Origin of the sequence: Winogradskyella sp., assembly GCF_016744625.1 — a bacterium.
In the GTDB taxonomy this organism is placed as follows: Bacteria; Bacteroidota; Bacteroidia; order Flavobacteriales; family Flavobacteriaceae; genus Winogradskyella.
Map to the genome: position 1 here is coordinate 1 of NZ_JADGDZ010000048.1, position 24389 is coordinate 24389.

Consider the following 24389-nt stretch of genomic DNA (forward strand, 5'->3'; position numbering starts at 1 on the left):
GGAGTATATTGATATGATGGATGGAATAGATTATGTCTTTAGAAATGGTAATAATATTATGAGTGTACAAGAGCGCTTTAGAGAATCTCAATATAAAGATTTCTCGGATTTTACGATTCGTTATAGACGTGATGATAATAAAGTTAAGGAGCGTCATGAGTCTGAATATTACAAAATGAAAGCTCACTATTTTACTTATGGTATAATTGATAGTTCTAAATTAGACTATAAGAAGCACGCTAACGAATTTATAAAGTTTGCAATAATAGATTTAAAAAAAGTCTATGAAAAATTAGACTCTGGATCTATTTTTATTTCTGATAACCGGAAAAATAAATGTAAAATAGTTGAAGGTAATCGCATGGAATGCCCAGTCAAATATAATAGTGATGGATCTTCATCATTTTTTCCTATTGATATATCTTACCTCGTTCAATTATGGGGAAATGATATGATTATAACTCAAAAAGGGTTTCTTTAATTAAGCTTAGAGCAAATTAATATTACTTTTTCATTATTCAATTCTGTAGTAAAAAATAGATAGATATCTCCACCATCTTTTATTTTTAGTTTTTTACGAATATCAAAAACTGAAAGCGGGAAATTTCGAGTTGTGATATTTGCCTTAGAAATTTCCTCTTTGGTAAATATTTTTTTATTGAATGGTATTAGTTTATCAATTTTAAAGTGCCTACCAGGAAAGTCTATTAATTCTTTAGATGTATAGAGGTGTGAATGCTTGTGAAGTTTTTGAATGCTGAGAATTGCACTAATTGAGTTAAATGCACCAGCTTTTAGTATTGCTGAATTTGGTTCGTATAAGTAGATGAGTGGTTCACTATATTCAACTTTAGCAATTAACTCTTCTTTAAATATGAATTTAAAATTCTGAATTGTATTCTTTTGAAGGTTTACAGTTTTTACTACTACATTATCTTCATAATTACGTTCTAAAATCCAAAGCAATTCTTTTACCTCATTATTAACGGCCACAATATGGACTTCTTTTACATGTTTTATATCAGCAAGCGTAGCAGATAAATCTAATAGCGGTGATGTTTTTATCATCACATTTTTAGCATATTTAAAGAATAAATCTTGATACGTTTTTATATTCGGTGTGCAGTCGGATAATAAAAATACTTTTTGTTTAGTATCATCTCTTCTAGAAGGATCAATATATATCCAATCAAATGGTTTATCAAGATTCTTAAGAACTTCTATACCATTTTCAGAAACACATTCAATATTTGAAATACCAAGAGATTTGTGGTTATGCTTTACAATCTCAGAAAGTTCAGTATTGATTTCGCAATGAGTTACTCCTTCAACTTGTTTAGAAAAGTAATACCCATCAATACCAAAACCACCTGTTAAGTCAATTAATGATTTACCATTAACCAAATTAGCTTTGTATTTTGCTGTAACTTCAGAAGACGTCTGTTCTATATTAAGTTTGTTGGGATAGTAAATGTTTTCAGAATTAAACCAGGTCGGTAATTTTTTTCTAGAACGTTTTTTTGATTCAATTTGTTCAATGATTGCTTTTGAATCAACACCTTCAAAATGTATACCTTTAAGTAATAAATTAGTGATGTCTGAGTCTAGGTTAGAATTTATAAATTCTTGAATTTCAATATTGAGGATATCAGTATTCAAATTAAACCTATAAACCTTTTGTGAGTTTGTTTACCACTTTATATTCTGATAAAAACTCTTTAAGAATTACTTTTATGGCCGTATATGCTGGTACAGCGACTATCATGCCTACGATACCAAATAGAATACCTGCAATGATGATAATTAAGAAAATCTCCAAAGGATGGGATTTTACACTTTTTGAAAATATGAATGGTTGACTAAAGAAATTATCTACTAATTGTGCAATTACAAAACCAATCATCACATATGTTGTTTTAGGTAAAATAACCTCACTAAAACTTTCACCTAAATTACTAGACATGCTTAATAGAAGCATTAAAAAGCCACTTACCATAGGACCAACATAAGGTACTAAATTTAATAATGCACATAAAAAAGCAATGACTACAGCGTTGTCGATACCAAATATTAGTAAGACTATGGTGTAAATAACAAATAGTATTAATATCTGAAAAATAAGACCAACAAAGTAACGAGATAGTAAGTCTTTTATCTTAGTAAAAGAGCGTTTAGAACGCATTTCGTTTCCTTTAGGAATAAATGTCATAATACCATCCTCAAACAATTTGCTGTCTTTTAAAAAGAAGAATGAAATAAATAAAACTGAAAATAAACCAATGCTAAAACTTCCTAACCCACTAATAAAGCTATTTAAGAAATCAGGAATGACAGCGAAGTCTAATTTTGAAAGTAAGTTAGATTCTTTAATAGATTTCTCAACATCGATATTCTGAAACTCGAAATAAGTGATAATCTGATTGTATAAATCTTCAACATTAGTCTGTAGTTCGTCTATATTAAGTAATGCTAAATTATGACCTTGTTCTGCGACCAAAGGAATAAACATACCTACTAAACCAACCAATAAACCTATTAATAAAACCATCGTAGTAACAACGGCAATTGTATTACTAAACTTAAGTTTTCGTCTTAAAAATAAAACGATAGGTCTACCAATTAATGAAATCACTGCTGCAACTGCGATATATACAATTACCGATTGAATCTTATATAAAAAAAACAATACTATAGCCACAGCTAGTAGAATACCAAGTGCTCTTAAAATACCAGTAGCTATAGTTTTTGAATTCATTGATTGGATTTATTCAAAGATGCTGAAATAAATTCAGCAAGACAAATTTAAGAATTAAGTTGTTTTGTAAGCTCGTAAAGTGTAATGCTTGTAGCTTGTACCACATTCATACTACTATTATTACCAAACATATTAATATGAACAATAGCATCCATTTGCTCTAATACAGATTCTGCAACTCCAAAACTTTCATGACCAAGTATTAAAGCTACTGGTAAATTAGTATCTAGCTGAAATTTACCTAATTCTGTGCTAGTTTCTGTAATTTCTAATGCTATTAAATAATAATTGTCTTTTTTTAAACGCATAATAACATCATCAATATTTGTTTCAATTTGATGGTTTACATAGTTCTCGGTAGAACGCGATGTTTTTTTTATTCGTTTTCCTAAAGACACGTTCTCGCCACAGAATATTATTTTCTCTAAACCAAAAGCATCAGCAATACGGAATAAACTTCCAATATTTGGAGCATTAGTAATGTTATCGCATACCAATACTATTGGATGCTTTTGTTTTTTGAAGTTGGAAGTGTAGTGGGTTAACTGTTTCAATAGTTATGAAAATCGTTACAATAATAAGTTAGATGTGGTAGAATAGGATTATTACAAGTACGCCCAAGATCTACACTTATACCTTTTACTGAATAGGTGTGACTGTTTATAGATTCTAATGATTGAAATATAAAAGCAATAGCTAATAATATAGCTAGGAATTTATATCTAATTGAAAACTTTTTCATTTTTATTTTACCATTGAACCATTAAAGATACTAGATTTCTTTTTCATTTTTGTGTAAAACCAAATAGGAATTGTTCCTGTTAATGTAGAAACATAACCAAAATCCCACAAGAAATAAGTTGCAATAGCTGCAATAACTAATCCAATTAAAACAAATGTGTAATCATCATCTGCATACAATCTATTGATGTGTTTTTTAGTAAAGTGACCACAATGTTTACAACGCTCATTAAATTCGTTACTTCCACGTTCCATTAATAAACTATGTCTATCAAAAGCTTTGGTCTTAATCGTATTGTCTTTTTTGCAAGAACTGCAACGGTAGCTTAGTCTCATGTTCTTTAACTAATTCTCAAAAGCATACTTTACAATATTTGCTCCCATTTTTAGTGCTTTTTCTCTCGCGTCTTCTGGGTCGTTGTGTACTTCTTGGTCTTCCCAACCATCACCTAAATCACTTTCAAAAGTGAAGAGTAAGACTAATCTGCTTTCGTGGAATATACCAAAGGCTTGTGGTGCTTTACCATCGTGTTCATGGATTTTTGGTAAACCATTAGGAAAATTATAAGCTGAACTAAAAATTTTATGATCTTTAGGGATTTCAATCAACTCATTATTCGGAAACACTTTCTTTAATTCTTTTGTGACATATGGTTCCATTCCATAATTATCATCGATATGTAAAAACCCACCAGAGATTAGATAATTTCTAAGATTCTCTGCATCATCATCGCTAAAGAATACATTCCCATGACCTGTCATATGTAATAAAGGAAACTGAAAAATATCTGTGCTACCAACCTCTACAGTTTGAATATTCTCATTGATATTAGTATCTATATTATCGTTGCAATATTTTACTAAGTTTGGTAAAGCTGTTGGGTTACTGTACCAATCTCCACCACCTTTATATTTTAGTATAGCGACATCTTGCGCTAGTATTGAATTGCTTGTTAAACTTGTCATAATAGTTAAAATGACTGTAAACAATATTTTATTTGACGAACTAATTCCCATATTCCAAATTTAAAAAGAATTGTTATGAAACCTATTGTCTTAACATTATTTATAATTCCGTTTTTACTAATTCTTAGTCCAAATAAAGAGCCTTATAATAGTAATATAGTTGTATTAGAGTTATTTACTTCTCAAGGTTGTTCTAGCTGTCCAGCTGCTGATGCGATTTTGAATGAAGTTAAAAGTGAGAATATTATTGCTTTGTCGTATCATGTCGATTATTGGAATTATATAGGTTGGAAGGATCCTTTTAGTAAATCTAAATACAGTGATAAACAACGTAAGTATGCAGTAAAGTTTAATAGTAGTTCTATTTATACACCACAATTAGTAATTAATGGAAAGGAGCATATCGTTGGCTCAAATAAGAAACTTTTAAACCAGAAAATTGAGCAATACAAAATGATTAAGTCTAAATCACATATTTTTGTCTCAAAGGTTTCTAAATCTGAAGATCAAGTCAGATTTAGCTATAATTTTGAAGGAGATATATCTAATAAAAATTTTAGAATTATATTAGTTGTAAATGAGCGTAAAACGTCTGTAAAACGAGGTGAAAATAGAAATAGAGAAATCGTAAATGGAAACATAGTTGTAAATGAACAGCAGTTTAAACTTGAAAATAATTCAGGTATCGGTTCCATTTTAATACCAGAAATAGTAACACCAACTGATGATTTATCATTAATCTTGATTATTGAAAATGATGATTTAGATATTGCAACTGCAAGCTATACAGCATTGTAGTTATTCATTTATAAAGGTAACTGAATGACAAGCTACAATAGCTGCAGTTTCGGTTCTCAGTCTTGTTTCACCTAGAGTCACAGGAATAAAATTACTTTTTATTGCTTGTTCAATTTCTTTAACGCTAAAATCGCCTTCAGGACCAATTAAAATGGTATAATCTTCATTAGGTTTAACTTGAGATTTCAATGACTTTCTCTCTGTGTCTTCACAGTGGGCAACAAACAGTTGTCCAGAAAAATCTTGTTTTACAAAATCCTTAAAGGTTATTGGAGCATTTAGTTTTGGTAAATAACATTGTAATGATTGTTTCATAGCAGACTGAATAATTTTTTCAAATCGTTCGGTTTTTACAACTTTACGCTCACTATGATCGCAGATAATTGGTGTAATGGTTTCAATACCTATTTCTGTGGCTTTTTCTAAAAACCATTCGTAGCGATCATTCATTTTTGTTGGCGCAACAGCTAAGTGTAAATTGAAAGAGCGTTTTGGTTGTAAAGATTTTGAAGTAATATTTACTAAGCAATGCTTCATACTAGCTAAGGTTAATTCTGCTTCAAACAGCCAGCCATTTCCATTGGTAATATATAGTTGATTACCACTTTTTTTACGAAGTACTTTTACAATATGTCTGCTTTCTTCTTTATCGAAATTAAAGCTTGTATCGTTTTCAGAAATGTTTGGGTTGTAAAATAACTGCATTAATCTATGGCTTCTGTAAATTTTAAAATCGTAATTTCTTCTATAGATTTTGGATCATATGTATTTAAAATAATATAATACCATTGTTTTTTATCCATGTCTAAGGTGTAAACATCTCCAATGTTGTGTGCTTTTACTGCATTTTCAAATTCTATATACATATCACCTTCAGCAAACCAACCAAGATCACCACCTTTTTTAGCACCAGGATCCATAGAATGCATTTTTGCTAAAGCTTCAAATTTATAACCGTCTTTATATTGAGATAGTAATTTGTCTCTTTTAGTGTTAATTTCTTCTAGTGTCATTTTACTACCATCAAAATAGATGTAGCTAACTCGATAATGCATAACTTCTGCTTTATCAATAATTTTATAATAGGTTTTTTTAAAGTCTGTTTTAATTACTTTTTTTCCGCCTTTAGAAAGTTTAAACAGATCATCTGCTAGTCTTGTTTTGTGCTTTTCTTTATTGAAGGTAAAGAGTTTACTTTTATTAGCCTTTTTGTGAATTTTGGCAAACGATTTCGCATCTTCTGATGTAGAAATAGAGTCTAATTCTTGTTCTAAAGAGTCCTGAGAAAAACATAGAAATGGAACAAGTAGTAAAAGTGTTAATAGTTTTTTCATGATAATTTAATTTAGTTTGATTTGGGTGTAGTACAAAACAACTAAATTTTAAAATGCAATAGAAGCAAAGTAGTTAAGCTTATTAACAGATGTTTTAACAATTTATATCTTCAACCTCGCTGTTGCCATCACATCAAAATCAGCAAAATCCTTTTCTAAATACTTTAAATACCCAACAATAGCAATCATTGCAGCATTATCTGTGGTATATTCAAATTTTGGAATGTAAGACGTCCACCCAAATTTTTGTTCAGCATCTTTGAGTGCTTTCCTAATACCAGAATTTGCCGAAACACCTCCACCAATTGCAATATGATTAATTCCAGTTTGTTTTACAGCAAGTTTTAGCTTATCCATTAAAATACCAATAATAGTATATTGAATTGAAGCACAAATATCATTAAGATTTTCTTCAATAAAGTTTGGGTTCGCTTTTACTTCACGCTGAACAAAATAGAGAATATTAGTCTTTAAACCAGAGAAACTAAAATTAAGACCTCCAACTCTTGGTTTTGTAAATTGATATGCTTTTGGGTTACCAAGTTGAGCACGTCTATCTATTTCTGGTCCTGCAGGATAACCAAGACCTAATACTTTTCCGCTTTTGTCATAAGCTTCACCAACAGCATCATCAATAGTTTCGCCTAAAACTTCCATTTCAAAATGGTTGGTCACTTTTACAATCTGTGTATGTCCACCAGAAATAGTCATTGCTAAAAATGGAAAAGCTGGCTTTTTATGACCATCTTCTGTAATAAAATGTGCTAAAATATGCGCTTGCATGTGATTAACATCAATCAATGGAATATCTAAACCGTAAGCTAAAGATTTTGCAAACGAAGTACCAACTAATAAAGAACCCATTAAACCTGGACCTCTAGTAAATGATACAGCATGCAATTGTTCTTTTTTGATTCCGGCTTTTTCAATGGCTTGATGTACTACAGGAACGATGTTTTGCTGATGCGCACGAGAAGCTAATTCTGGCACAACACCACCATATTCTGCGTGTATTTTTTGATTGGCAACAACATTACTCAAAATGCGGTCGTTACAGAGTACAGCAGCCGAAGTATCATCGCAAGAAGATTCAATACCAAGGATATAAATATTTTCTTTTTCCATAGTCGATATTAGGCACAATAATTGTTAATTTTACCAAGTAAAGTCTAAGACCATACCTAACAACGTATTGTATATGCAAAGGTAGTGAAGATTTCATGTTTTTAAACTCATAATTTTTATCAAAAGGATACTCAAAATAATAGGAAAAATAGTTGGCATCATTCTACTGCTATTTCTTATTGTTTTTTTAATTCTTGGAATTCCTGCAGTACAAACTAAACTCGGTAAATATGCTACCGAAAGATTAAACAAAGATTTTAAAACTGATATTAATATTGGTAAGGTTGGTCTTCAACTCAATGGTGATATAGAATTAAAAGATATTTTAATTAGAGATTATAAAAAGGATACATTAATTAGTATTGGCGAGCTTAATAGCTCGGTAATTAGCTTTAACAATCTTTATAATAACAAACTGAATTTTGGAGATATAGATATTCAAAACTTAGTATTCAATCTCAAAACATATAAAGGAGAAACAGACACCAACTTAGATGTGTTTGTTGCAAAGTTCGATGATGATAATCCAAGAGTTGGACCAAGTGATTTTCTGTTTTCTTCGAGTGATGTATCTATTGAGAATGGCATCTTCAAATTAGTTGATGAGAATCTAGAAACACCAAAGATTTTTGAGTTTAGCGAATTAAATGCCAACACTACTAACTTTTTAATTAATGGACCTAATGTTAGTTCGCGAATAAATACCTTCAGTTTTATAGATAGTAGAGGTATAGCTGTTAAGAATTTAATGGCAAATTTCGAATATGCTCTAGATCATATGACCTTTGGTGATCTTAATATTAAAACAGAACAATCAGAGTTAAAAGGAGATTTAAGGTTTAATTATAAGAGAGAAGATTTAAAAGATTTCACAGATAAAGTAAATGTTGTTGCAAGCTTTAGGAATTCTGATATTTCACTGACTGAACTTAATGTGTTTTTTGATGAATTTGGTGTTAATCAACGTGCTACGCTTAATGCTGATTTATCTGGTACTCTTAATGATTTAGTAGCAAAAAACCTTAATGTAAGCACAGCTAGAAATACTAGAATTATTGGTGATATTACTTTTAAAAACTTATTTAGCAGAGAAGAAGATAGTTTTGCCTTAGATGGAAAATTTAAAAATTTAGCATCGAATTATAATGATTTAACAGCTTTACTTCCTAAAATACTTGGAAAATCTATACCAACAGTATTGTCTAAAGTGGGTAATTTTAGAATCAATGGAACCTCTCACATTACTGCGAAACGTGTAGATGCTAATATTGAAATCAATACTGAGTTAGGGTTTATAAAGTCTGACTTAGAACTTACTAATATCGATGATATTGATAATGCTAATTATATTGGAAATATTGTTTTAGATGAGTTTAATATTGGTGAATTGATTAATGACCCTTTAGTTAAAAGTACATCTCTAAACCTCGATGTTGATGGCAAAGGCTTTACTATTGATAACTTAAGAACTGATGTAAAAGGTGATGTTTATTCTTTAGATTATAACGGTTATGTCTATGAGGATATCAAGGTCTCAGGTGATTTAGGAAATAAAATATTTAACGGAATATTAAAAGCAGAAGACCCTAATTTACAACTCGACTTTAATGGCTTGGTTGATTTTTCACAAGAGCTTAAAAAGTTCGATTTTAAAGCTAAGGTTGGTTATGCTAATCTTATGGTTTTAAACTTTGTTACAAGAGATAGTATCTCAGAATTTAGAGGGTTAGTAAGTATGACAGCCACAGGATCTACTTATGACAATGCTAGAGGAGCTGTAAATATTAAAAATACAACCTATAAAAATCAGGATAGTCGTTATAAGTTTCAAGATTTTGATATTGTATCTTCATTTAAAGGAACTGAACGTACCATTGCTATTAACTCACCAGATATTATAAATGGTAAGATAGCAGGAGAGTTTAAAACTAAGGATCTATTAAAATTGGTAGAAAATTCTGTTGGTAGTATCTATACTAATTATATACCTAATGAAGTTGATGAAGGTCAATACATAGATTTTAAATTCAATATTTATTCTAAGATTGCAGCTGTTTTCTTTAAGGATTTAACTTTAGGAAGAAACACCTTTATAGAGGGTCGAATGGAAACAGACGAACAAGGGTTTGAGCTCACGTTTAATTCTCCAGAAATTAAGTTTCAAGAGTATTTTGCTAACAATATTAATGTTAGTGTAGATAATAGTAACCCATTATTTAACACATTTATTGAAATAGATAGTTTAAATACTGGAGTTTATAATGCGTCTCAGTTTAGTTTAATAAATGTAACAAAACGTGATACCTTATTAATTAAATCTGAATTTAAAGGAGGGAAAAACAATAAAGATAATTTTAACTTAAATCTATTCTATACTATAGATAAGATGAATAAATCTGTTGTTGGCTTTAGAAAATCTGATATTCAATTTAAGGGTTATGAGTGGTTAGTTAATTCTGAAAAAGATACGCTCAACAAAGTACGTTTTGATAGAAAATTTAAAGCTTTCGATATTTTTCCGATTAAGATAAATCAAGGTAATGAAGAAATTTTGCTTTCAGGAATAATTAAAGACCAAGAAAACAAAAATTTAAAACTCGATTTTAAGGATGTACAATTAGTTAAAATTACACCTCGCATAGATAGTTTAGCTCTAAAAGGGATTGTGAATGGTAGGGTTAATATAGCGCAAGCCAACGGAGTGTATTTACCAAAATCTGATGTAGAAGTTAGTAACCTTTTTGTCAATGATTACGACTTAGGTGATCTAACTGCTAAAATTGAAGGGAATAATTCTATAACTAATTATAAAGTTGATGTTGCTCTTATTAATGACAATTTAAAATCATTAGCTGCGATAGGAACTATTGATATTGCCAAACGAAACCCTACAATTAATCTAGATGTGGATTTCGAAGAATTTTTACTAGACCCATTAAACCCATTAGGAGAAGGAGTTATTAATAATATTAGAGGTTTAGTTTCTGGTAGTGCAAATGTTACCGGAAGTTTGAAGAAGCCAAGTATAGATGGTGAGTTGCTGTTAGATAGAGCAGGACTCTCAATACCATATTTGAATGTAGACTATGGATTTGATTTCGACTCTAAAGTTTCACTTAGAGGTCAGCAGTTTATTTTTAATAATGTAGCAATGACGGATTCTAAATACTTTTCTAAAGGGAATCTGAATGGATATATTGAGCATAATAATTTTTCGGATTGGAAATTAGGGTTAAGACTTAGTACAGACAGATTGTTAGTTCTAAATACTGAAGAGTCTGAGGACGAATTGTATTATGGGACAGGATTTATTTCTGGTACAGCAGGAATTAGAGGACCTACAGATCAGTTAATCATTGAAGTAAAAAATGGACGAACAGAATCTGGCACAGAATTTTTTATTCCACTTAATGATTCTGAAAGTTTTGGAGATAACTCGTTTATTCATTTCTTAAGTCCAGAAGAAAAAGCAGCTCGGATTAATGGAGAAATAACTGAGCAAATTGAAATCAAAGGTTTGGTTCTCGATTTCGATTTAAATGTTAATCAGAATGCAACCATAGAGATTGTTATTGACAAAGAAGCAGGAAGCACTATAAAAGGTAGAGGTGAGGGAAATTTAAATTTCTTAATTAATACCAACGGAACTTTTAATATGTGGGGAGATTTTTCTGTTTTTGAAGGAGAATATAACTTTAAATATGGAGGCTTTGTTGAAAAGAAATTTGAAGTTGAAAAAGGTGGTAGTATTGAATGGGAAGGTGACCCTCTAACTGCGCAAATTAACTTAAAAGCAGTTTATAAGACTACTGCGAATCCATCAGTTTTATTAGATAATCCTATTAGTCAAAGAATACCAGTAGAAGTAGATATTTTATTAACAGGGCAATTAGAACAGCCAGAACCAGATTTTAATTTAAGATTTCCAAATGTTACAACTACTTTAAAATCTGAGTTAGATTATAGACTATCATCAAAGGATGAGCGTAACAACCAAGCGTTAACTTTGTTAGGTACAGGCGGCTTTTCTAATGGAGTTAGAGGTGTTAATTTTACAGGAACAATTTCTGAACGATTAAGCGGTATTGTAAATAATTTATTAGGTGATCAAAATGGAGATTTAAAAGTAGGTTTAGACTTAGAGCTTGGTCAAGATACTCCAGATCTTCAAACAGATAATAGAGTTGGTTTAACACTTCAAACAAAAATTAACGAAAAAATCTTGGTAAATGGGAAGTTCGGAGTACCATTTGGAAGTACTCAGCAGACCACAATATCAGGAGATGTGCAAATCGATTGGTTGCTTAATGAAGATGGAACTTTGCGTGCTAAAGTATTCAATAGAGAAAATACGATTAGAAACTTCGGTGAAGAAATCGGTTACACTCAAGGTATTGGTTTATCTTATAATGTAGAGTTTGATAACTTCAAAGAATTAATTCAAATTATTTTCTCTGGTAAAAACAGAAAAGATAAAAAGGCAAAAAAGGAAGAGGAAAAGAAAGAAAAAGGTGATGATGAAATGATGCCAGACTACATGACAATGAAGAAAAAAAAGACAAAATCTAAGTCTTAGAACTTCAGTTTTTTACATTTTATTAAAATACTTATTAACGAAAACGTTTGAATTAATTTTTCGCTCATCATTTTATGATAATAGTCACTTTTTTGTTTGTATTGTTTAGTAATTTTACTGAAAATAGTTTTTAAATAATGCTACACATAATAAAAAAGATAGGTGTTATGACTTCCGGAGGAGATTCTCCAGGAATGAATGCAGCCATAAGATCAGTAGTTAGATCATGTGCTTTTCATGGTATAGAATGCTACGGTATTAATAGAGGTTATGAAGGGATGATTGATGGTGATTTTGTGAAAATGGATGCACGAAGTGTTAAAGGTATTATCAATAAAGGTGGTACGATATTAAAATCTGCACGTTCAAAAGAATTCAGAACAAAAGAAGGAAGAGCTAAAGCTCATAAACAATTAGTAAAAGCTGGTATTGATGCTTTTGTTGTTATTGGTGGAGATGGTAGTTTTACAGGAGCTATGATTTTCAATCAAGAATACGATTTTCCTGTTATGGGAATTCCTGGTACCATAGATAATGATATTTACGGAACAACACATACTTTAGGGTATGATACTGCTTTAAATACTGTTGTAGAAGTTATCGATAAAATTAGAGATACAGCAAGTTCACATAATCGTTTGTTTTTTATTGAAGTAATGGGACGTGATGTTGGTCATATTGCATTAAATGTTGGTATTGGTGCTGGTGCTGAAGAGATTCTAATACCTGAAGAAGATTTAGGATTAGACAGATTATTAGATTCGTTAAGACGAAGTAAACAAACAGGGAAATCTTCAAGCATTGTAATTGTTGCCGAAGGTGATAAGATTGGTAAAAATGTTTTTGAACTTAAGGATTATGTTGATGTGAATATGTCAGAGTATGAAGTTCGTGTATCTGTTCTAGGACATATGCAAAGAGGTGGTTCACCTTCTTGTTTTGATAGAGTTTTAGCAAGTAGAATGGGAGTAAAAGCTGTTGAGAGTTTAATCACTGGTAAAAGTAATTACATGGTTGGTCTTAAAAATGATATAATAGATTTAACACCATTTGATCAGGCAGTAAAAGGAAAGTCAAAAATTAATATGGAACTTTTAAGAGTTTCAGAAATAATGTCAATTTAATAATAAACGCAAATTAATTAATAGTAGATATGTCAGATTTAAAATTAGGAATCAACGGATTCGGTAGAATAGGTAGAATTGTTTTTAGAGCAACAGTAAAACGTAACGACGTTGATGTTGTTGCGATTAACGATTTATTAGATGTAGAACACTTAGCATACCTTTTAAAGTATGATTCTGTTCATGGAAGATTCGATGGTACAGTAGAAGTTAAAGACGGAAACTTAGTAGTTGACGGTAAAACAATTAGGATTACTGCAGAAAGAGATCCAAAGAACTTAAAATGGGATGAAGTAGGAGCAGATGTTGTTGCAGAATGTACAGGGATTTTTACAACTTTAGAAACAGCTCAATACCATATTGATGGAGGTGCTAAAAAGGTAGTAATTTCTGCACCAAGTAAAGATGCACCAATGTTTGTAATGGGAGTTAATGACGATTCGTTAACAGCTAATAATACTATTGTATCAAATGCATCTTGTACAACGAACTGTTTAGCGCCAATAGCTAAAGTTATTGAAGATAATTTTGGAATTGAAGAAGCTTTAATGACAACTATTCATGCTGCAACTTCTACACAATATACAGTAGATGCACCTTCACGTAAAAATTACCGTTTAGGTCGTTCAGCAATCAATAATATTATACCATCATCAACAGGTGCTGCAAAAGCAGTAGGAAAAGTAATTCCTGAGTTAGATGGAAAATTAACAGGTATGGCATTTAGAGTGCCAACAGTAGATGTTTCTGTTGTAGATTTAACTGTTAAAACAACAAAAGATACTTCTTTAGCAGATATCAAAGCAGCAATGAAAAAAGCAGCTGGTGGATCAATGAAAGGTGTTTTAGGCTATACTGAAGATGCTGTTGTATCTCAAGATTTTGTTAGCGAAGAAAGAACAAGTGTTTTTGATGCAGATGCGTCTATTGAATTGAATTCAAATTTTTTCAAATTAATATCTTGGTACGATAACGAATTTGGTTATTCAAATAAAATGATTGATTTAGCTCAAAAGGTTAATAGTCTATAATATTTAGTATTAATTCTAAAATTCCGTGGGTTGATGAATTAGTCATACCTACGGAATTTTTAATTTTTAGACATTATGATTTTAATAACAGATGGAGGTTCAACAAAATGCGACTGGATTGCAATTGGAAAAGATGGAAATCAAGTCGTTGATAAAATAAGAACCAAAGGATTAAACCCTGCGATTGTTGCAGAGAAAAAACTCAAAAAAATTATTCGTAAAAGCGAAGAGTTAATGGCAATAGCCAATAAGGTTACACATGTGTATTTTTACGGAGCAGGATGTGGTACTGATAAACCAACATTGTTGTTAAAATCAATATTAGAGTCTTATTTTGAAAATGCTAAAGTAGAAGTAAGAGAAGATACATATGCAGCAGTTAGAGCTTGTATTAATTCTAACGATGAAGCAGCTGTGGTTTGCATATTAGGTACAGGTTCTAATTGTAGCTATTTTGATGGAAATTCATTACATCAACGTGTAGCTAGTCTTGGATTTATATTAATGGACGATGCTAGCGGAAATTATTTTGGTAAGCAATTAATTAGAGATTACTACTTTGATAAGATGCCAGATACTATTAGTGTTGCGTTTGCTCATAAGCATAATTTAGAAGCGGATTTTATTAAGTATAACTTATACAAACAAACCAATCCAAGTGCATATTTGGCAGATCATGCAGAATTTATGTTTATCAATAAAGATTCAGATTATATAAAAAACGTAATTACTAATGGAATTCGTCTGTTTGCTGAAAATATGATTCTTCAATACAAAGAAGAATTAGAGGCAGGTATTCCTGTCCATTTTGCTGGCTCAATTGCATTTTTTGGTCAACAAGAAATTAAGCAAGTTGCTGAAGAATATGGATTCAAAGTTGGTAACTTTGTAAGACGACCAATTGAAGGTTTAGTAGATTACCATGTTAAGAATTTAAAACAACAAAATTAGATAAATTAAGTTTTGTTCATTTCCTGTTAATAAAACTGGGTTAAGGTATTGTAAAACTTATATTTTGGTTATATCTTTGTACTAACAAACGTAAACGACACAAGAATTATGTTCGAATTTGATCAATATTTAGGATTTTTAGCATTTTTAACGATATTAACTATTGGCTTTTGGTTAATGATTTTCCTTTTAACTTTTGTAATCCCTTACTGGATTTTTGGATCTTCAATTGAGCGTTTCAAAGAAATTAGAGAAGAAAGAAAAGCTAAGAGAGTTGGTGCAGCAAGCTAAAACTTAATTTTAATAAGATATTGAGAGCGCAATTTGCGCTCTTTTTTTTGTGATTTACTTTTTTGATAGTTTATATAATAGAAAGGAAGCAATACATCCAATCAAAGCAAAGCCAAACATAATTCCAAAAACAATTTGATGTCCAATGACTTCATTGTATTTATCCAAAAAACAACCATTAATTAAACCTGTGAAAATATCTGGTGTATATCCTACAACAGATATAAAGCCAACAGCTGTACCAGTAACTGCTAAAGGTATTTTTGCTTCTTCTAAAGTGGCAAAATATAAAACTCGTGCTGAATAAACTCCAATAGCCATTGTACCTATAGATAAAATAAATAATAGAGGAGTTGAATCATTTATAATGCCAAGTGCAAAAACTAAACTTGTTATTGCCATTAAAAAGAATCCTACAATAATCCAAAGACTAGCTTTTGTTCGGTCAGCTAATAGACCAATGACTACTCCAATAACTGGTCTCATATATAATAAGTAAGTACCAACTTTAGCAGCTTCTATTTTGTCATAATGCATCACTTGCTCTGCATATTGACTAAAAAGGTTGGTCATTTTATAACCATAGTAAGCACAGAGAATAATCATCATTAGCAACCAAACGGCTTTAAACTTCATAACCAGTTTAAAATTTTCAATCGTAATGAGTTTTGAGGTCTTTTCTGACGATATAGACTTTTCAAAATTTAAATTCAAAAAGAAAAACACAATAATTCCAACGGTAATTACAGCATAAGATGTATAAGTAATCACTTCTTTAAAGGCAATACGTCGTTCTTCAACAGAAGTGAATTCGATGTCTTTTGTAATAAACAGCGAAAAAATAATGACACCAACAGAGCCAAAAAGAGCAGCTACTAATCCGCGACCACCATCTAAAAAACCAAAGGCGATTCCTTGTTTATTTGTTCCGCCCCAAATTCGAGTTGCCTTTATCATCGCTGCCCAAAACAGAAAAATAGTGGTGAAACCCCAAAATCCATAGAGTATATGTAGGTTATATAAATTGGGATAAGTAGCTAAATATAAGCCACCCAAACCTGTTAGAATTAATGCAATAGACATTAAGACATTAGGGGTTTAAACTTATCAGCTAATGGTCCACCAAATAAATAGGAAAATAAGGCTACAATCCCATAAATTGAAAAGCAACTCCCTAATTCAGTTTGACTAATAGAAAAGGATTCTAGAAATGTAGTTCTAAAAATGCGTTGAAGAACAAAAGGCAAAATAAAAACAGCCTCTGCTGCTAATATCAATAATAGTATTACGTATAGAGGCTGTTTTTTAGTTTTTTCTTGTTGCATATCACACTTGCAACACGCCTAAATTAAAAGGTTTTGTAATAGGAGCGTGGTTTGCGGCTTCTATTCCCATACTAATCCAAGTTCTGGTATCTAATGGATCAATAACACTATCTGTCCAAATACGAGAAGCCGCATAATAAGGGGATACTTGGTTATCGTAACGCGATTTAATTTTATTAAATAATTCTTCTTCTTTTTCTTTGGTTATGGTTTCACCTTTCTTTTTTAGTGAGGCCTTTTCAATTTGTAATAAAACCTTAGCAGCAGAATTTCCACTCATTACTGCTAATTCTGCACTTGGCCAAGCTACAATTAATCTTGGGTCATAGGCTTTTCCACACATTGCATAATTTCCTGCTCCATAACTGTTACCTATAATAATAGTAAATTTTGGTACTACAGAATTACTAACAGCATTTACCATTTTAGCACCATCTTTTATAATTCCTGAGTGTTCAGATTTACTACCAACCATAAAACCAGTAACATCTTGTAAGAAGACTAAAGGAATCTTTTTCTGGTTACAATTTGCTATAAAACGTGTTGCCTTATCTGCTGAGTCATTATAAATAACACCACCAAACTGCATTTCTCCTTTTTTAGTTTTTACTAATTGACGTTGATTAGCAACTATACCAACAGCCCAACCATCAATACGAGCATAAGCTGTAATAATGGTTTTTCCGTAGCCTTCTTTATATTCATCAAATTCAGAACCATCTGCGATTCGTTTAATGATTTCTTTCATATCATATTGGTCGGCTCTACTTTTTGGAAGAATCCCATAAATATCTTCAGGGTTTTCTTTAGGTTTCGCTGCTTTAACTCTGTTATAACCTGCTTTATCAAAATCACCGATTTTGTCAACGATGTTTTTTATTCTGTCTAAAGCATCCTTATCATCTTTTGCCTTATAATCTGTAACGCCAGAAATTTCGCAGTGTGTTGTTGCTCCACCAAGCGTTTCATTATCTATAGATTCACCAATAGCGGCTTTAACTAAATAACTTCCAGCTAAGAAAATACTTCCGGTTTTGTCAACGATTAAAGCTTCATCACTCATAATTGGTAGGTAAGCACCACCTGCTACACAACTTCCCATTACTGCAGCAATTTGTGTAATTCCCATACTGCTCATTACAGCATTGTTTCTAAAAATACGACCGAAGTGTTCCTTGTCTGGAAAGATTTCATCTTGCATTGGCAAAAACACACCTGCACTATCTACAAGATATATAATAGGCAATCTATTTTCAATAGCTATTTCTTGAGCTCTAAGATTCTTTTTTCCAGTTATAGGAAACCAAGCTCCAGCCTTTACAGTAGCATCATTGGCAACAACAATACATTGTTTTCCTTTAACGCATCCCATTTTAATAACAACACCTCCAGAAGGACATCCTCCATAGTCTTCATACATACCATCACCAGCAAAAGCACCTATTTCAATAGACTTAGCTTTAGTGTCAAGCAAATAATCAATACGCTCACGAGCTGTCATTTTACCTTTACTGTGATGTTTGTCAATACTTTTTTGTCCACCACCTAATTTTACTTTAGCAAAGCGTTTTTTTAAATCAGAGAGTAGAAGTTTATTATGATCTTCGTTTTTGTTGAATTTAATATCCATATGCATTGCCCACGAAAGTGGGTATCTGTTTGTGGTTAATCCTTAATTTTCCTTTGCACGAATTTACAAAACCAATTTATGTATAGAAAGTGAATGTTTTGTTAAATAATATTACACGGAAATAGTTTCCTTGGAAACTAAATATTTTTAACTTATATTTGTGCCATTCAAATAACAAAAACAGAATAATATGAAACATATAATAGCATTTGCAGGAAGCAATAGTAGTACATCTATAAATAAGCAATTAGCAACTTACGCAGCATCTTTAGTAGAAGGAGCAGAAGTAAAGGTTCTAGATTTAAATGATTTTGAATTGCCTTTATATGGTATGGATGATGAATTAACCCATGGTATTCCAGATAATGCACACAAGTTTTTAGACTTTATAAAATCGACTGATGGTATTGTGCTTTCATTAGCTGAACACAATGGAGCTTACGCAACAGTATTTAAAAATTTATTTGATTGGATGTCTAGAATTGACGGGAAATTATGGAGTGATAAGCCAATGTTGTTAATGGCAACATCTCCAGGTGGTAGAGGAGGAGCAACTGCTTTAGAAATTGCTCAAGGAAGATTTGGATATATGGGTGGAAATATAGTTGGTAGTTTTAGTTTACCATCATTTGGTGATAATTTTTCAAATGGAAAGATTACAAATGAAGAATTAAATAACCAATTGTTAGAAGAAGTAGAACAATTTTCTGAAAGTCTTTAAGAATGGGGGATTTAGCAAAAGATATTAATTCAAAATTTAAAAACAATCGTGTTAAGGCATTACTTAATATTATTTATACTGCAAATTGGATAACAAGTTGTCAGAACGAATTTTTTAAAGGCTTCGGTATTTCGCCACAGCAGTATAATATTTTGAGAATATTAAATGGAGCAGGAGAACCGTTAAAGGTTCAAACTATTAAAGATAGAATGTTAGAACGATCTCCAAATGCAACTCGATTAATGGATAAACTTTGTGCTAAAAACTATATAGAGCGTTTATCATCAGAACACGATAGACGCGTTGTGAAAATTGCTATCACTGAAGAAGGAAAACAATTATTAAAATCTATACCGATTAATTTAAATAATGATTTGCTTAAAAATTTAAATGAAGAAGAAGCTGAACGGTTGAGTAATTTACTTGACAAAATGCGCTGATAGACAGAAAGTTTGTTATGCTGAACTTGTTTCAGTATTTCATCAATTCAGAGTAAAATTTTTTAATCAAATATTTTCCATGGAAAATATTATAATGAAAGATATAAAATGAAACTAAATACAATAAATAGAGTAGGACGAAGTGATTTCGTTAATATGGGACCAATAAGATTACGTCAGCCATTACCAACACAGCAAATAGAAATGGTTGATCCATTTATATTATTACATCATTACGGACCTTATGAAATCAATGAAAAGAGTAACCCATTTGATTTAGGACCACATCCACACAGAGGTTTCGAACCTGTTACATTTTTAGTGCAAGGAGAACAATTACATCGTGATTCTTTAGGTAATAAAAGTGTTGTAAAGGCAGGTGATGTGCAATGGACAACCGCTGGACGAGGTATTATTCATGCAGAAGGTCCATCGAAAGAATTTGTTAAAAAAGGAGGAACGATTGAAGGGATTCAATTGTGGTTAAATCTTCCTGCTGAGAAAAAAATGATGCAAGCCAATTATCAGCACGAAAAATATGAAGATTTTAGAGTTGTAACATCTGAGGATGGCAAAGTAGAAACCAGAATCATTGCTGGAGAACTCAATGAAACTTATGGAAGAATTGCAACACAAACCCAAATCAATGCTTTTATGATTGAGGCAAAAGCTAATGGAAGTGAATCTATTTCGTTTTCAAATTCGCATCAAGGCATGCTATATCTCATGAAGGGGAAGGTGAAAGTCAATGGAGCAACGATCTTAGAATTGGATAAAAACCAAATGATTCAATTCAATCAAGACGGAGAAGGGTTTTCTATTGAGGCTGAAGACAATAGTCTATTGTTATTCTTATCAGGAGAACCATTTAATGAGCCAGTATCAACTTATGGTCCTTATGTAATGAATACACAAACAGAGATTTTGGAAGCTATGCGTGATTACCAAGATGGTAAAATGGGATTCCTTCCTGCGAATTAATTAATAACATCAGTTCGAGTGAAATTCTTTTTGGAGAATTTTGTATCGAGAACGAAAATAAAATATAATGAAAACGATAATACATAAATCAGATACAAGAGGCTATGCAGATCATGGTTGGTTAAAATCACACCATACGTTCAGTTTTGCAAGCTATCAAAATGCAGAACGTAATAATTTTGGAATGCTAAGAGTCTTAAATGACGACCTTGTGCAACCAAAAATGGGATTTGGAACACACCCACATCAAAATATGGAAATTATATCTATTCCATTAAAAGGAGCTCTATCTCATAAGGATAATATGGGAAATAAACGTGCTATTGAAGTAGGTGAAGTGCAAGTGATGAGCGCAGGAACAGGTTTAACACATTCCGAATTTAACAATAGCAAAACTGATGAAGTTAACTTTCTTCAAATATGGATTATTCCTGAAGAAATGAGTGTAGAACCTCACTATGAGCAACGCGAATTTCCTAGTGAAGGTAAAAAGAATCAACTCCAAACAGTAGTTGCACCTATGGATAAGTTAGAAGGAGATGCTTTGCCAATTAGTCAACAAGCATATATTTATAGAACAAATTTAGATGTTGATAAGTCAATAGATTTAAGCGTAAAATCTGAAAACAATGGATTATACATATTTATTGTTGAAGGTGATATTGAAGTTGAAGGCAATTATTTGAATAAAAGAGATGCTATTGGTATCTCTAATACAAATAAAGTGTCAATAAAATCTAATGCGAATTCCGAATTAGTTATTGTTGAAGTTCCTATGAACTAAGACGATCATTGATTGATAGCGAAAAAGCATCCTAGTTTAGGATGCTTTTTTTGGTTTATTTCACGATATTTGTCTTTAGACTAACTAACAAAAACTAAGAATAAGATTATGGCAATGAATAAAAATACCGTGTTAGCTTGGGCTACCACAATAATGATTATTGTAGGACTAGGGCTAATTGCACTTGGCGCCTTTAGATATGATGAAGTTGCTGGTTGGGGATTTGCTGCTGTTGGTGGTGGTTTTTTCTGTATAGCTTGGGTGTTTAATGCATTAAAAGGTAGAGTATAATGAGTGATGATAAAAAAGTAATATTTGCAATGTCTGGTCTTACAAAGACCTTTTCTGGAGCTAATACTCCAGTATTAAAGAATATATATTTAAGTTTTTTCTACGGAGCTAAGATTGGAATCTTAGGTCTTAACGGCTCTGGTAAATCGACTTTATTAAAGATTATTGCAGGAGTTGATAAGAATTATCAAGGAGATGTTGTTTTTCAACCTGGTTACACAGTTGGCTATTTAGAACAAGAGCCTCAGTTAGATGATGAAAAAACCGTAATGGAAATTGTTAGAGAAGGAGCAGCAGAAACGGTTGCTATCTTAGACGAATATAATAGCATTAACGATCAGTTTGGTTTAGAGGAAGTTTATAGCAATCCTGATAAGATGGAAAAGCTTATGAATCGTCAGGCTGAGCTTCAGGATCAGATTGATGCTGCAAATGCATGGGAATTAGATACTAAGTTAGAAATAGCAATGGATGCATTGCGTACTCCAGATGGTGATAAGAAAATTGGTGTATTGTCTGGTGGAGAACGTCGTCGTGTAGCTTTATGTAGACTTCTTTTACAAGAACCAGATGTTTTATTATTGGATGAACCTACTAACCACTTGGATGCAGAATCTGTACATTGGTTAGAGCATCATTTAGCACAATATAAAGGAACTGTTATTGCCGTAACTCACGATAGATATTTCTTGGATAATGTTGCAGGTTGGATTTTAGAGCTCGATAGAGGTGAAGGTATTCCTTGGAAAGGGAATTATTCGTCTTGGTTAGACCAAAAATCTAAGCGTATGGCTCAAGAAAGTAAAACAGCATCTAAGCGTCAAAAAACTTTAGAGCGCGAGCTTGATTGGGTTAGGCAAGGAGCAAAAGGTCGTCAGACGAAGCAAAAAGCACGTTTGAAGAACTATGATAAATTAATGAGTCAAGATCAGAAGCAACTTGATGAGAAATTAGAAATCTATATACCAAATGGACCTCGTTTAGGAACAAATGTGATTGAATCTATTGGTGTAGCTAAAGGTTATGAGGATAAATTATTGTATGATGATTTAAACTTTAACTTACCTCAAGCTGGTATTGTAGGAGTTATTGGACCGAATGGAGCTGGTAAAACAACTATTTTTAGAATGATAATGGGAGAGGAAACACCAGACAAAGGTGAATTCAAAGTTGGTGAAACAGCACAGATAGCTTATGTAGATCAAAAGCATTCTAATATTGACCCTGAAAAATCAATTTGGCAAAACTTTAGTGACGAACAAGAGTTGGTTATGATGGGTGGAAAACAAGTTAATTCTAGAGCTTATTTAAGTCGATTTAATTTTTCTGGAAGTGAGCAAAACAAGAAAGTGAAATTACTTTCCGGAGGTGAGCGTAACCGTTTGCATTTAGCGATGACACTAAAAGAAGAAGGTAATGTATTACTTTTAGATGAGCCCACTAATGACTTAGATGTAAATACATTAAGAGCATTAGAAGAAGGTTTAGAGAACTTTGCTGGTTGTGCAGTTGTTATTAGTCACGATAGATGGTTCTTAGATAGAATATGCACACACATCTTAGCTTTTGAAGGAGATTCTCAAGTCTATTTCTTTGAAGGTGGATTTAGTGAATATGAAGAGAATAAGAAGAAACGTTTAGGAGGTGATTTAATGCCAAAACGTATAAAATATAGAAAGTTAGTGAGATAATATCACCTACTATACTAAAACAAAAAAAAGCCAGCGTTCGCTGGTTTTTTTTGTTTTAGTATATATGATTAGTACTTAATTTATAATCGTTTTTAACATTCAATTCTTCTAATTCTTTATAATTTCGATCAAATTTATCTAGTTCATCTTTCCATTGTTCTTCTGGAGTAATAGTATATAAAAAACGTTTCGTTTTAAAAGCGATAAAAAGAACAATAACGTTAAAAAGAATTAATAAGATTAGAATTTGCAAACTTTATATTTTTAATAGTTAGTTTTTATTTTTCTTCTAATTCTTTTATTCTTGCTTTCAACTTATGAGCCTTAAAAAGTGATAAAATAAGTAAGCTTATTATTGTAGCTAGTGCAATTGATAAAATGCCGATAATTCTTTCAGATGAATCGTCAAGCAATGCATTACTAAAGAGTAGTGAAATTAATTCCATAAAAATCTGTGATTAGTTTAGTTGTCACCATAAAGATGACCACTCGTGAAATCTTTATAAGATTCATCAACATCTTTAAATGCGTTTGTTTCCATTAATTTCTTGTTCTCAGCTTTTAATTTATACATCTTAATGATAGCTATAATTATAAAAACAAGGAATATGGAAGCCACAGCTATTAGAATCATCGTAAGTTGTGTAGTAGTCACGACTAAAGGCTTAGAAAGCAGATTGTTAAGCATGATTAATAATTTTAGATTTGGGTTCTATGGTGCTAATATAGAAAAAAACTAAAAGATAAATGCTTAATTTTAAATTATTTACGATAAGTTTTTTAATAATTCACCGATTAAACGACTTAATAATCCGATGAAACACACTGTTTGTC

General features: G+C 31.4%; 27 protein-coding genes. 13 read left to right on the forward strand and 14 right to left on the reverse strand.

Annotation, left to right across the window (positions count from 1 at the left end):
• Nucleotides 1–481: hypothetical protein (locus QZZ53_RS10700; protein WP_296384434.1), on the forward strand; the 481-nt coding region annotated here is incomplete at its 5' end.
• On the opposite strand, the gene QZZ53_RS10705 is transcribed toward QZZ53_RS10700, so the two are convergent.
• The 5 genes from QZZ53_RS10705 to QZZ53_RS10725 form a co-directional block, all read right to left on the reverse strand.
• Nucleotides 478–1659: a class I SAM-dependent methyltransferase gene (locus QZZ53_RS10705; RefSeq protein ID WP_296384437.1), complete on the reverse strand. Its 1182-nt coding sequence runs from the start codon at nt 1657–1659 to the stop codon at nt 478–480. The two genes, QZZ53_RS10700 and QZZ53_RS10705, sit on opposite strands and share 4 nt — an antisense overlap.
• 7 nt (nt 1660–1666) lie before the next feature.
• The gene (locus QZZ53_RS10710; RefSeq protein ID WP_296384438.1) at nt 1667–2755 is read right to left on the reverse strand and encodes an AI-2E family transporter; all 1089 of its coding nucleotides are present in this window, start codon (nt 2753–2755) and stop codon (nt 1667–1669) included.
• A gap of 47 nt (nt 2756–2802) precedes the next feature.
• Nucleotides 2803–3309 carry a TrmH family RNA methyltransferase gene (locus tag QZZ53_RS10715; protein WP_296384440.1) on the reverse strand — a complete coding sequence of 169 codons (507 nt, stop codon included), beginning with the start codon at nt 3307–3309 and terminating at the stop codon, nt 2803–2805.
• A gap of 190 nt (nt 3310–3499) precedes the next feature.
• Nucleotides 3500–3832, reverse strand: coding sequence for a hypothetical protein (locus QZZ53_RS10720; RefSeq protein ID WP_296384442.1), 333 nt, complete (start codon nt 3830–3832; stop codon nt 3500–3502).
• Between the two features lie 9 nt (nt 3833–3841).
• Complete coding sequence (locus tag QZZ53_RS10725; protein ID WP_296384444.1) at nt 3842–4462, reverse strand: DUF4159 domain-containing protein; 621 nt, start codon at nt 4460–4462, stop codon at nt 3842–3844.
• Nucleotides 4463–4537: 75 nt separating this feature from the next.
• Here QZZ53_RS10725 and QZZ53_RS10730 point away from each other — a divergent pair, with 75 nt between their 5' ends.
• Nucleotides 4538–5260, forward strand: coding sequence for a DUF1223 domain-containing protein (locus QZZ53_RS10730; protein ID WP_296384446.1), 723 nt, complete (start codon nt 4538–4540; stop codon nt 5258–5260).
• Here QZZ53_RS10730 and QZZ53_RS10735 read toward each other — a convergent pair whose 3' ends face one another.
• The 3 genes from QZZ53_RS10735 to tsaD all read right to left on the reverse strand — a co-directional run bounded on the left by QZZ53_RS10735 (nt 5261) and on the right by tsaD (nt 7719).
• Nucleotides 5261–5965: a 16S rRNA (uracil(1498)-N(3))-methyltransferase gene (locus QZZ53_RS10735; protein ID WP_296384448.1), complete on the reverse strand. Its 705-nt coding sequence runs from the start codon at nt 5963–5965 to the stop codon at nt 5261–5263.
• Nucleotides 5965–6594, reverse strand: a complete 630-nt coding sequence (locus tag QZZ53_RS10740) for a peptidylprolyl isomerase (protein WP_296384450.1) — start codon at nt 6592–6594, stop codon at nt 5965–5967. Before QZZ53_RS10740 ends, QZZ53_RS10735 begins: the two co-directional genes overlap by 1 nt.
• A 102-nt stretch (nt 6595–6696) precedes the next feature.
• Entirely contained in the window at nt 6697–7719 is a 1023-nt protein-coding gene (gene tsaD, locus QZZ53_RS10745) for a tRNA (adenosine(37)-N6)-threonylcarbamoyltransferase complex transferase subunit TsaD (RefSeq protein WP_296384456.1), read from the reverse strand.
• Nucleotides 7720–8215: 496 nt separating this feature from the next.
• Between tsaD and QZZ53_RS10750 the strand changes: the two genes are divergently transcribed.
• The 5 genes from QZZ53_RS10750 to QZZ53_RS10770 all read left to right on the forward strand — a co-directional run bounded on the left by QZZ53_RS10750 (nt 8216) and on the right by QZZ53_RS10770 (nt 15692).
• A complete protein-coding gene (locus QZZ53_RS10750) occupies nt 8216–12295 on the forward strand; it encodes a translocation/assembly module TamB domain-containing protein (protein ID WP_296384457.1) in 4080 nt (1359 codons plus the stop codon).
• 137 nt (nt 12296–12432) lie between these two features.
• The gene (gene pfkA / locus QZZ53_RS10755) at nt 12433–13419 is read left to right on the forward strand and encodes a 6-phosphofructokinase (protein ID WP_296384459.1); all 987 of its coding nucleotides are present in this window, start codon (nt 12433–12435) and stop codon (nt 13417–13419) included.
• Nucleotides 13420–13448: 29 nt separating this feature from the next.
• Nucleotides 13449–14450 carry a type I glyceraldehyde-3-phosphate dehydrogenase gene (gene gap / locus QZZ53_RS10760; protein WP_296384461.1) on the forward strand — a complete coding sequence of 334 codons (1002 nt, stop codon included), beginning with the start codon at nt 13449–13451 and terminating at the stop codon, nt 14448–14450.
• A 75-nt stretch (nt 14451–14525) separates the two neighbouring features.
• Nucleotides 14526–15401 (forward strand): N-acetylglucosamine kinase, encoded by an 876-nt coding sequence (locus tag QZZ53_RS10765; protein ID WP_296384463.1) that lies wholly within the window; start codon nt 14526–14528, stop codon nt 15399–15401.
• Between the two features lie 108 nt (nt 15402–15509).
• Complete coding sequence (locus tag QZZ53_RS10770) at nt 15510–15692, forward strand: hypothetical protein (protein ID WP_296384465.1); 183 nt, start codon at nt 15510–15512, stop codon at nt 15690–15692.
• A gap of 54 nt (nt 15693–15746) precedes the next feature.
• On the opposite strand, the gene QZZ53_RS10775 is transcribed toward QZZ53_RS10770, so the two are convergent.
• The 3 genes from QZZ53_RS10775 to QZZ53_RS10780 are packed head-to-tail and all read right to left on the reverse strand — an operon-like array spanning nt 15747 to nt 18647.
• The gene (locus QZZ53_RS10775; protein WP_365940563.1) at nt 15747–16775 is read right to left on the reverse strand and encodes an MFS transporter; all 1029 of its coding nucleotides are present in this window, start codon (nt 16773–16775) and stop codon (nt 15747–15749) included.
• Complete coding sequence (locus QZZ53_RS17145; RefSeq protein WP_365940565.1) at nt 16775–17017, reverse strand: hypothetical protein; 243 nt, start codon at nt 17015–17017, stop codon at nt 16775–16777. The genes QZZ53_RS10775 and QZZ53_RS17145 overlap by 1 nt, the downstream gene beginning before the upstream one ends.
• Nucleotide 17018: 1 nt before the next feature.
• On the reverse strand, nt 17019–18647 hold the full coding sequence (locus QZZ53_RS10780) for a carboxyl transferase domain-containing protein (RefSeq protein WP_296384468.1): 1629 nt from the start codon (nt 18645–18647) through the stop codon (nt 17019–17021).
• A gap of 190 nt (nt 18648–18837) precedes the next feature.
• On the opposite strand from QZZ53_RS10780, the gene QZZ53_RS10785 reads away from it, so the two are divergent.
• From QZZ53_RS10785 to ettA, 6 genes are all read left to right on the forward strand, one after another.
• Nucleotides 18838–19368: an NAD(P)H-dependent oxidoreductase gene (locus tag QZZ53_RS10785; protein WP_296384470.1), complete on the forward strand. Its 531-nt coding sequence runs from the start codon at nt 18838–18840 to the stop codon at nt 19366–19368.
• A 2-nt stretch (nt 19369–19370) separates the two neighbouring features.
• Entirely contained in the window at nt 19371–19808 is a 438-nt protein-coding gene (locus QZZ53_RS10790) for a MarR family transcriptional regulator (protein ID WP_296384472.1), read from the forward strand.
• Nucleotides 19809–19916: 108 nt separating this feature from the next.
• A complete protein-coding gene (locus QZZ53_RS10795) occupies nt 19917–20789 on the forward strand; it encodes a pirin family protein (protein ID WP_296384474.1) in 873 nt (290 codons plus the stop codon).
• A gap of 67 nt (nt 20790–20856) precedes the next feature.
• Nucleotides 20857–21573, forward strand: a complete 717-nt coding sequence (locus QZZ53_RS10800) for a pirin family protein (RefSeq protein ID WP_296384475.1) — start codon at nt 20857–20859, stop codon at nt 21571–21573.
• Between the two features lie 108 nt (nt 21574–21681).
• Complete coding sequence (locus tag QZZ53_RS10805; RefSeq protein ID WP_296384477.1) at nt 21682–21864, forward strand: CAL67264 family membrane protein; 183 nt, start codon at nt 21682–21684, stop codon at nt 21862–21864.
• Entirely contained in the window at nt 21864–23555 is a 1692-nt protein-coding gene (gene ettA, locus QZZ53_RS10810) for an energy-dependent translational throttle protein EttA (RefSeq protein ID WP_296384479.1), read from the forward strand. The genes QZZ53_RS10805 and ettA overlap by 1 nt, the downstream gene beginning before the upstream one ends.
• Before the next feature lie 55 nt (nt 23556–23610).
• On the opposite strand, the gene QZZ53_RS10815 is transcribed toward ettA, so the two are convergent.
• From QZZ53_RS10815 to QZZ53_RS10825, 3 genes are read right to left on the reverse strand one after another with little or no spacing between them, the layout of a single operon-like run.
• The gene (locus QZZ53_RS10815) at nt 23611–23808 is read right to left on the reverse strand and encodes a hypothetical protein (RefSeq protein WP_296384481.1); all 198 of its coding nucleotides are present in this window, start codon (nt 23806–23808) and stop codon (nt 23611–23613) included.
• Nucleotides 23809–23833: 25 nt separating this feature from the next.
• Nucleotides 23834–24001 (reverse strand): hypothetical protein, encoded by a 168-nt coding sequence (locus QZZ53_RS10820; protein ID WP_296384483.1) that lies wholly within the window; start codon nt 23999–24001, stop codon nt 23834–23836.
• Nucleotides 24002–24018: 17 nt separating this feature from the next.
• On the reverse strand, nt 24019–24243 hold the full coding sequence (locus tag QZZ53_RS10825) for a hypothetical protein (RefSeq protein WP_296384484.1): 225 nt from the start codon (nt 24241–24243) through the stop codon (nt 24019–24021).
• Between the last annotated feature and the right edge of the window lie 146 nt (nt 24244–24389).

Excerpts from the sequence above, each read along its gene's own strand:
- QZZ53_RS10710 (WP_296384438.1), bottom strand. The coding sequence starts at position 2,755 with ATGAATTCAAAAACTATAGCTACTGGTATTTTAAGAGCACTTGGTATT.
- QZZ53_RS10720 (WP_296384442.1), bottom strand. The coding sequence starts at position 3,832 with ATGAGACTAAGCTACCGTTGCAGTTCTTGCAAAAAAGACAATACGATT.
- QZZ53_RS10725 (WP_296384444.1), bottom strand. The coding sequence starts at position 4,462 with ATGACAAGTTTAACAAGCAATTCAATACTAGCGCAAGATGTCGCTATA.
- QZZ53_RS10730 (WP_296384446.1), top strand. The coding sequence starts at position 4,538 with ATGAAACCTATTGTCTTAACATTATTTATAATTCCGTTTTTACTAATT.
- QZZ53_RS10735 (WP_296384448.1), bottom strand. The coding sequence starts at position 5,965 with ATGCAGTTATTTTACAACCCAAACATTTCTGAAAACGATACAAGCTTT.
- QZZ53_RS10740 (WP_296384450.1), bottom strand. The coding sequence starts at position 6,594 with ATGAAAAAACTATTAACACTTTTACTACTTGTTCCATTTCTATGTTTT.
- tsaD (WP_296384456.1), bottom strand. The coding sequence starts at position 7,719 with ATGGAAAAAGAAAATATTTATATCCTTGGTATTGAATCTTCTTGCGAT.
- pfkA (WP_296384459.1), top strand. The coding sequence starts at position 12,433 with ATGCTACACATAATAAAAAAGATAGGTGTTATGACTTCCGGAGGAGAT.
- gap (WP_296384461.1), top strand. The coding sequence starts at position 13,449 with ATGTCAGATTTAAAATTAGGAATCAACGGATTCGGTAGAATAGGTAGA.
- QZZ53_RS10765 (WP_296384463.1), top strand. The coding sequence starts at position 14,526 with ATGATTTTAATAACAGATGGAGGTTCAACAAAATGCGACTGGATTGCA.
- QZZ53_RS10770 (WP_296384465.1), top strand. The coding sequence starts at position 15,510 with ATGTTCGAATTTGATCAATATTTAGGATTTTTAGCATTTTTAACGATA.
- QZZ53_RS10775 (WP_365940563.1), bottom strand. The coding sequence starts at position 16,775 with ATGTCTATTGCATTAATTCTAACAGGTTTGGGTGGCTTATATTTAGCT.
- QZZ53_RS17145 (WP_365940565.1), bottom strand. The coding sequence starts at position 17,017 with ATGCAACAAGAAAAAACTAAAAAACAGCCTCTATACGTAATACTATTA.
- QZZ53_RS10780 (WP_296384468.1), bottom strand. The coding sequence starts at position 18,647 with ATGGATATTAAATTCAACAAAAACGAAGATCATAATAAACTTCTACTC.
- QZZ53_RS10785 (WP_296384470.1), top strand. The coding sequence starts at position 18,838 with ATGAAACATATAATAGCATTTGCAGGAAGCAATAGTAGTACATCTATA.
- QZZ53_RS10790 (WP_296384472.1), top strand. The coding sequence starts at position 19,371 with ATGGGGGATTTAGCAAAAGATATTAATTCAAAATTTAAAAACAATCGT.
- QZZ53_RS10795 (WP_296384474.1), top strand. The coding sequence starts at position 19,917 with ATGAAACTAAATACAATAAATAGAGTAGGACGAAGTGATTTCGTTAAT.
- QZZ53_RS10800 (WP_296384475.1), top strand. The coding sequence starts at position 20,857 with ATGAAAACGATAATACATAAATCAGATACAAGAGGCTATGCAGATCAT.
- QZZ53_RS10805 (WP_296384477.1), top strand. The coding sequence starts at position 21,682 with ATGGCAATGAATAAAAATACCGTGTTAGCTTGGGCTACCACAATAATG.
- ettA (WP_296384479.1), top strand. The coding sequence starts at position 21,864 with ATGAGTGATGATAAAAAAGTAATATTTGCAATGTCTGGTCTTACAAAG.
- QZZ53_RS10820 (WP_296384483.1), bottom strand. The coding sequence starts at position 24,001 with ATGGAATTAATTTCACTACTCTTTAGTAATGCATTGCTTGACGATTCA.
- QZZ53_RS10825 (WP_296384484.1), bottom strand. The coding sequence starts at position 24,243 with ATGCTTAACAATCTGCTTTCTAAGCCTTTAGTCGTGACTACTACACAA.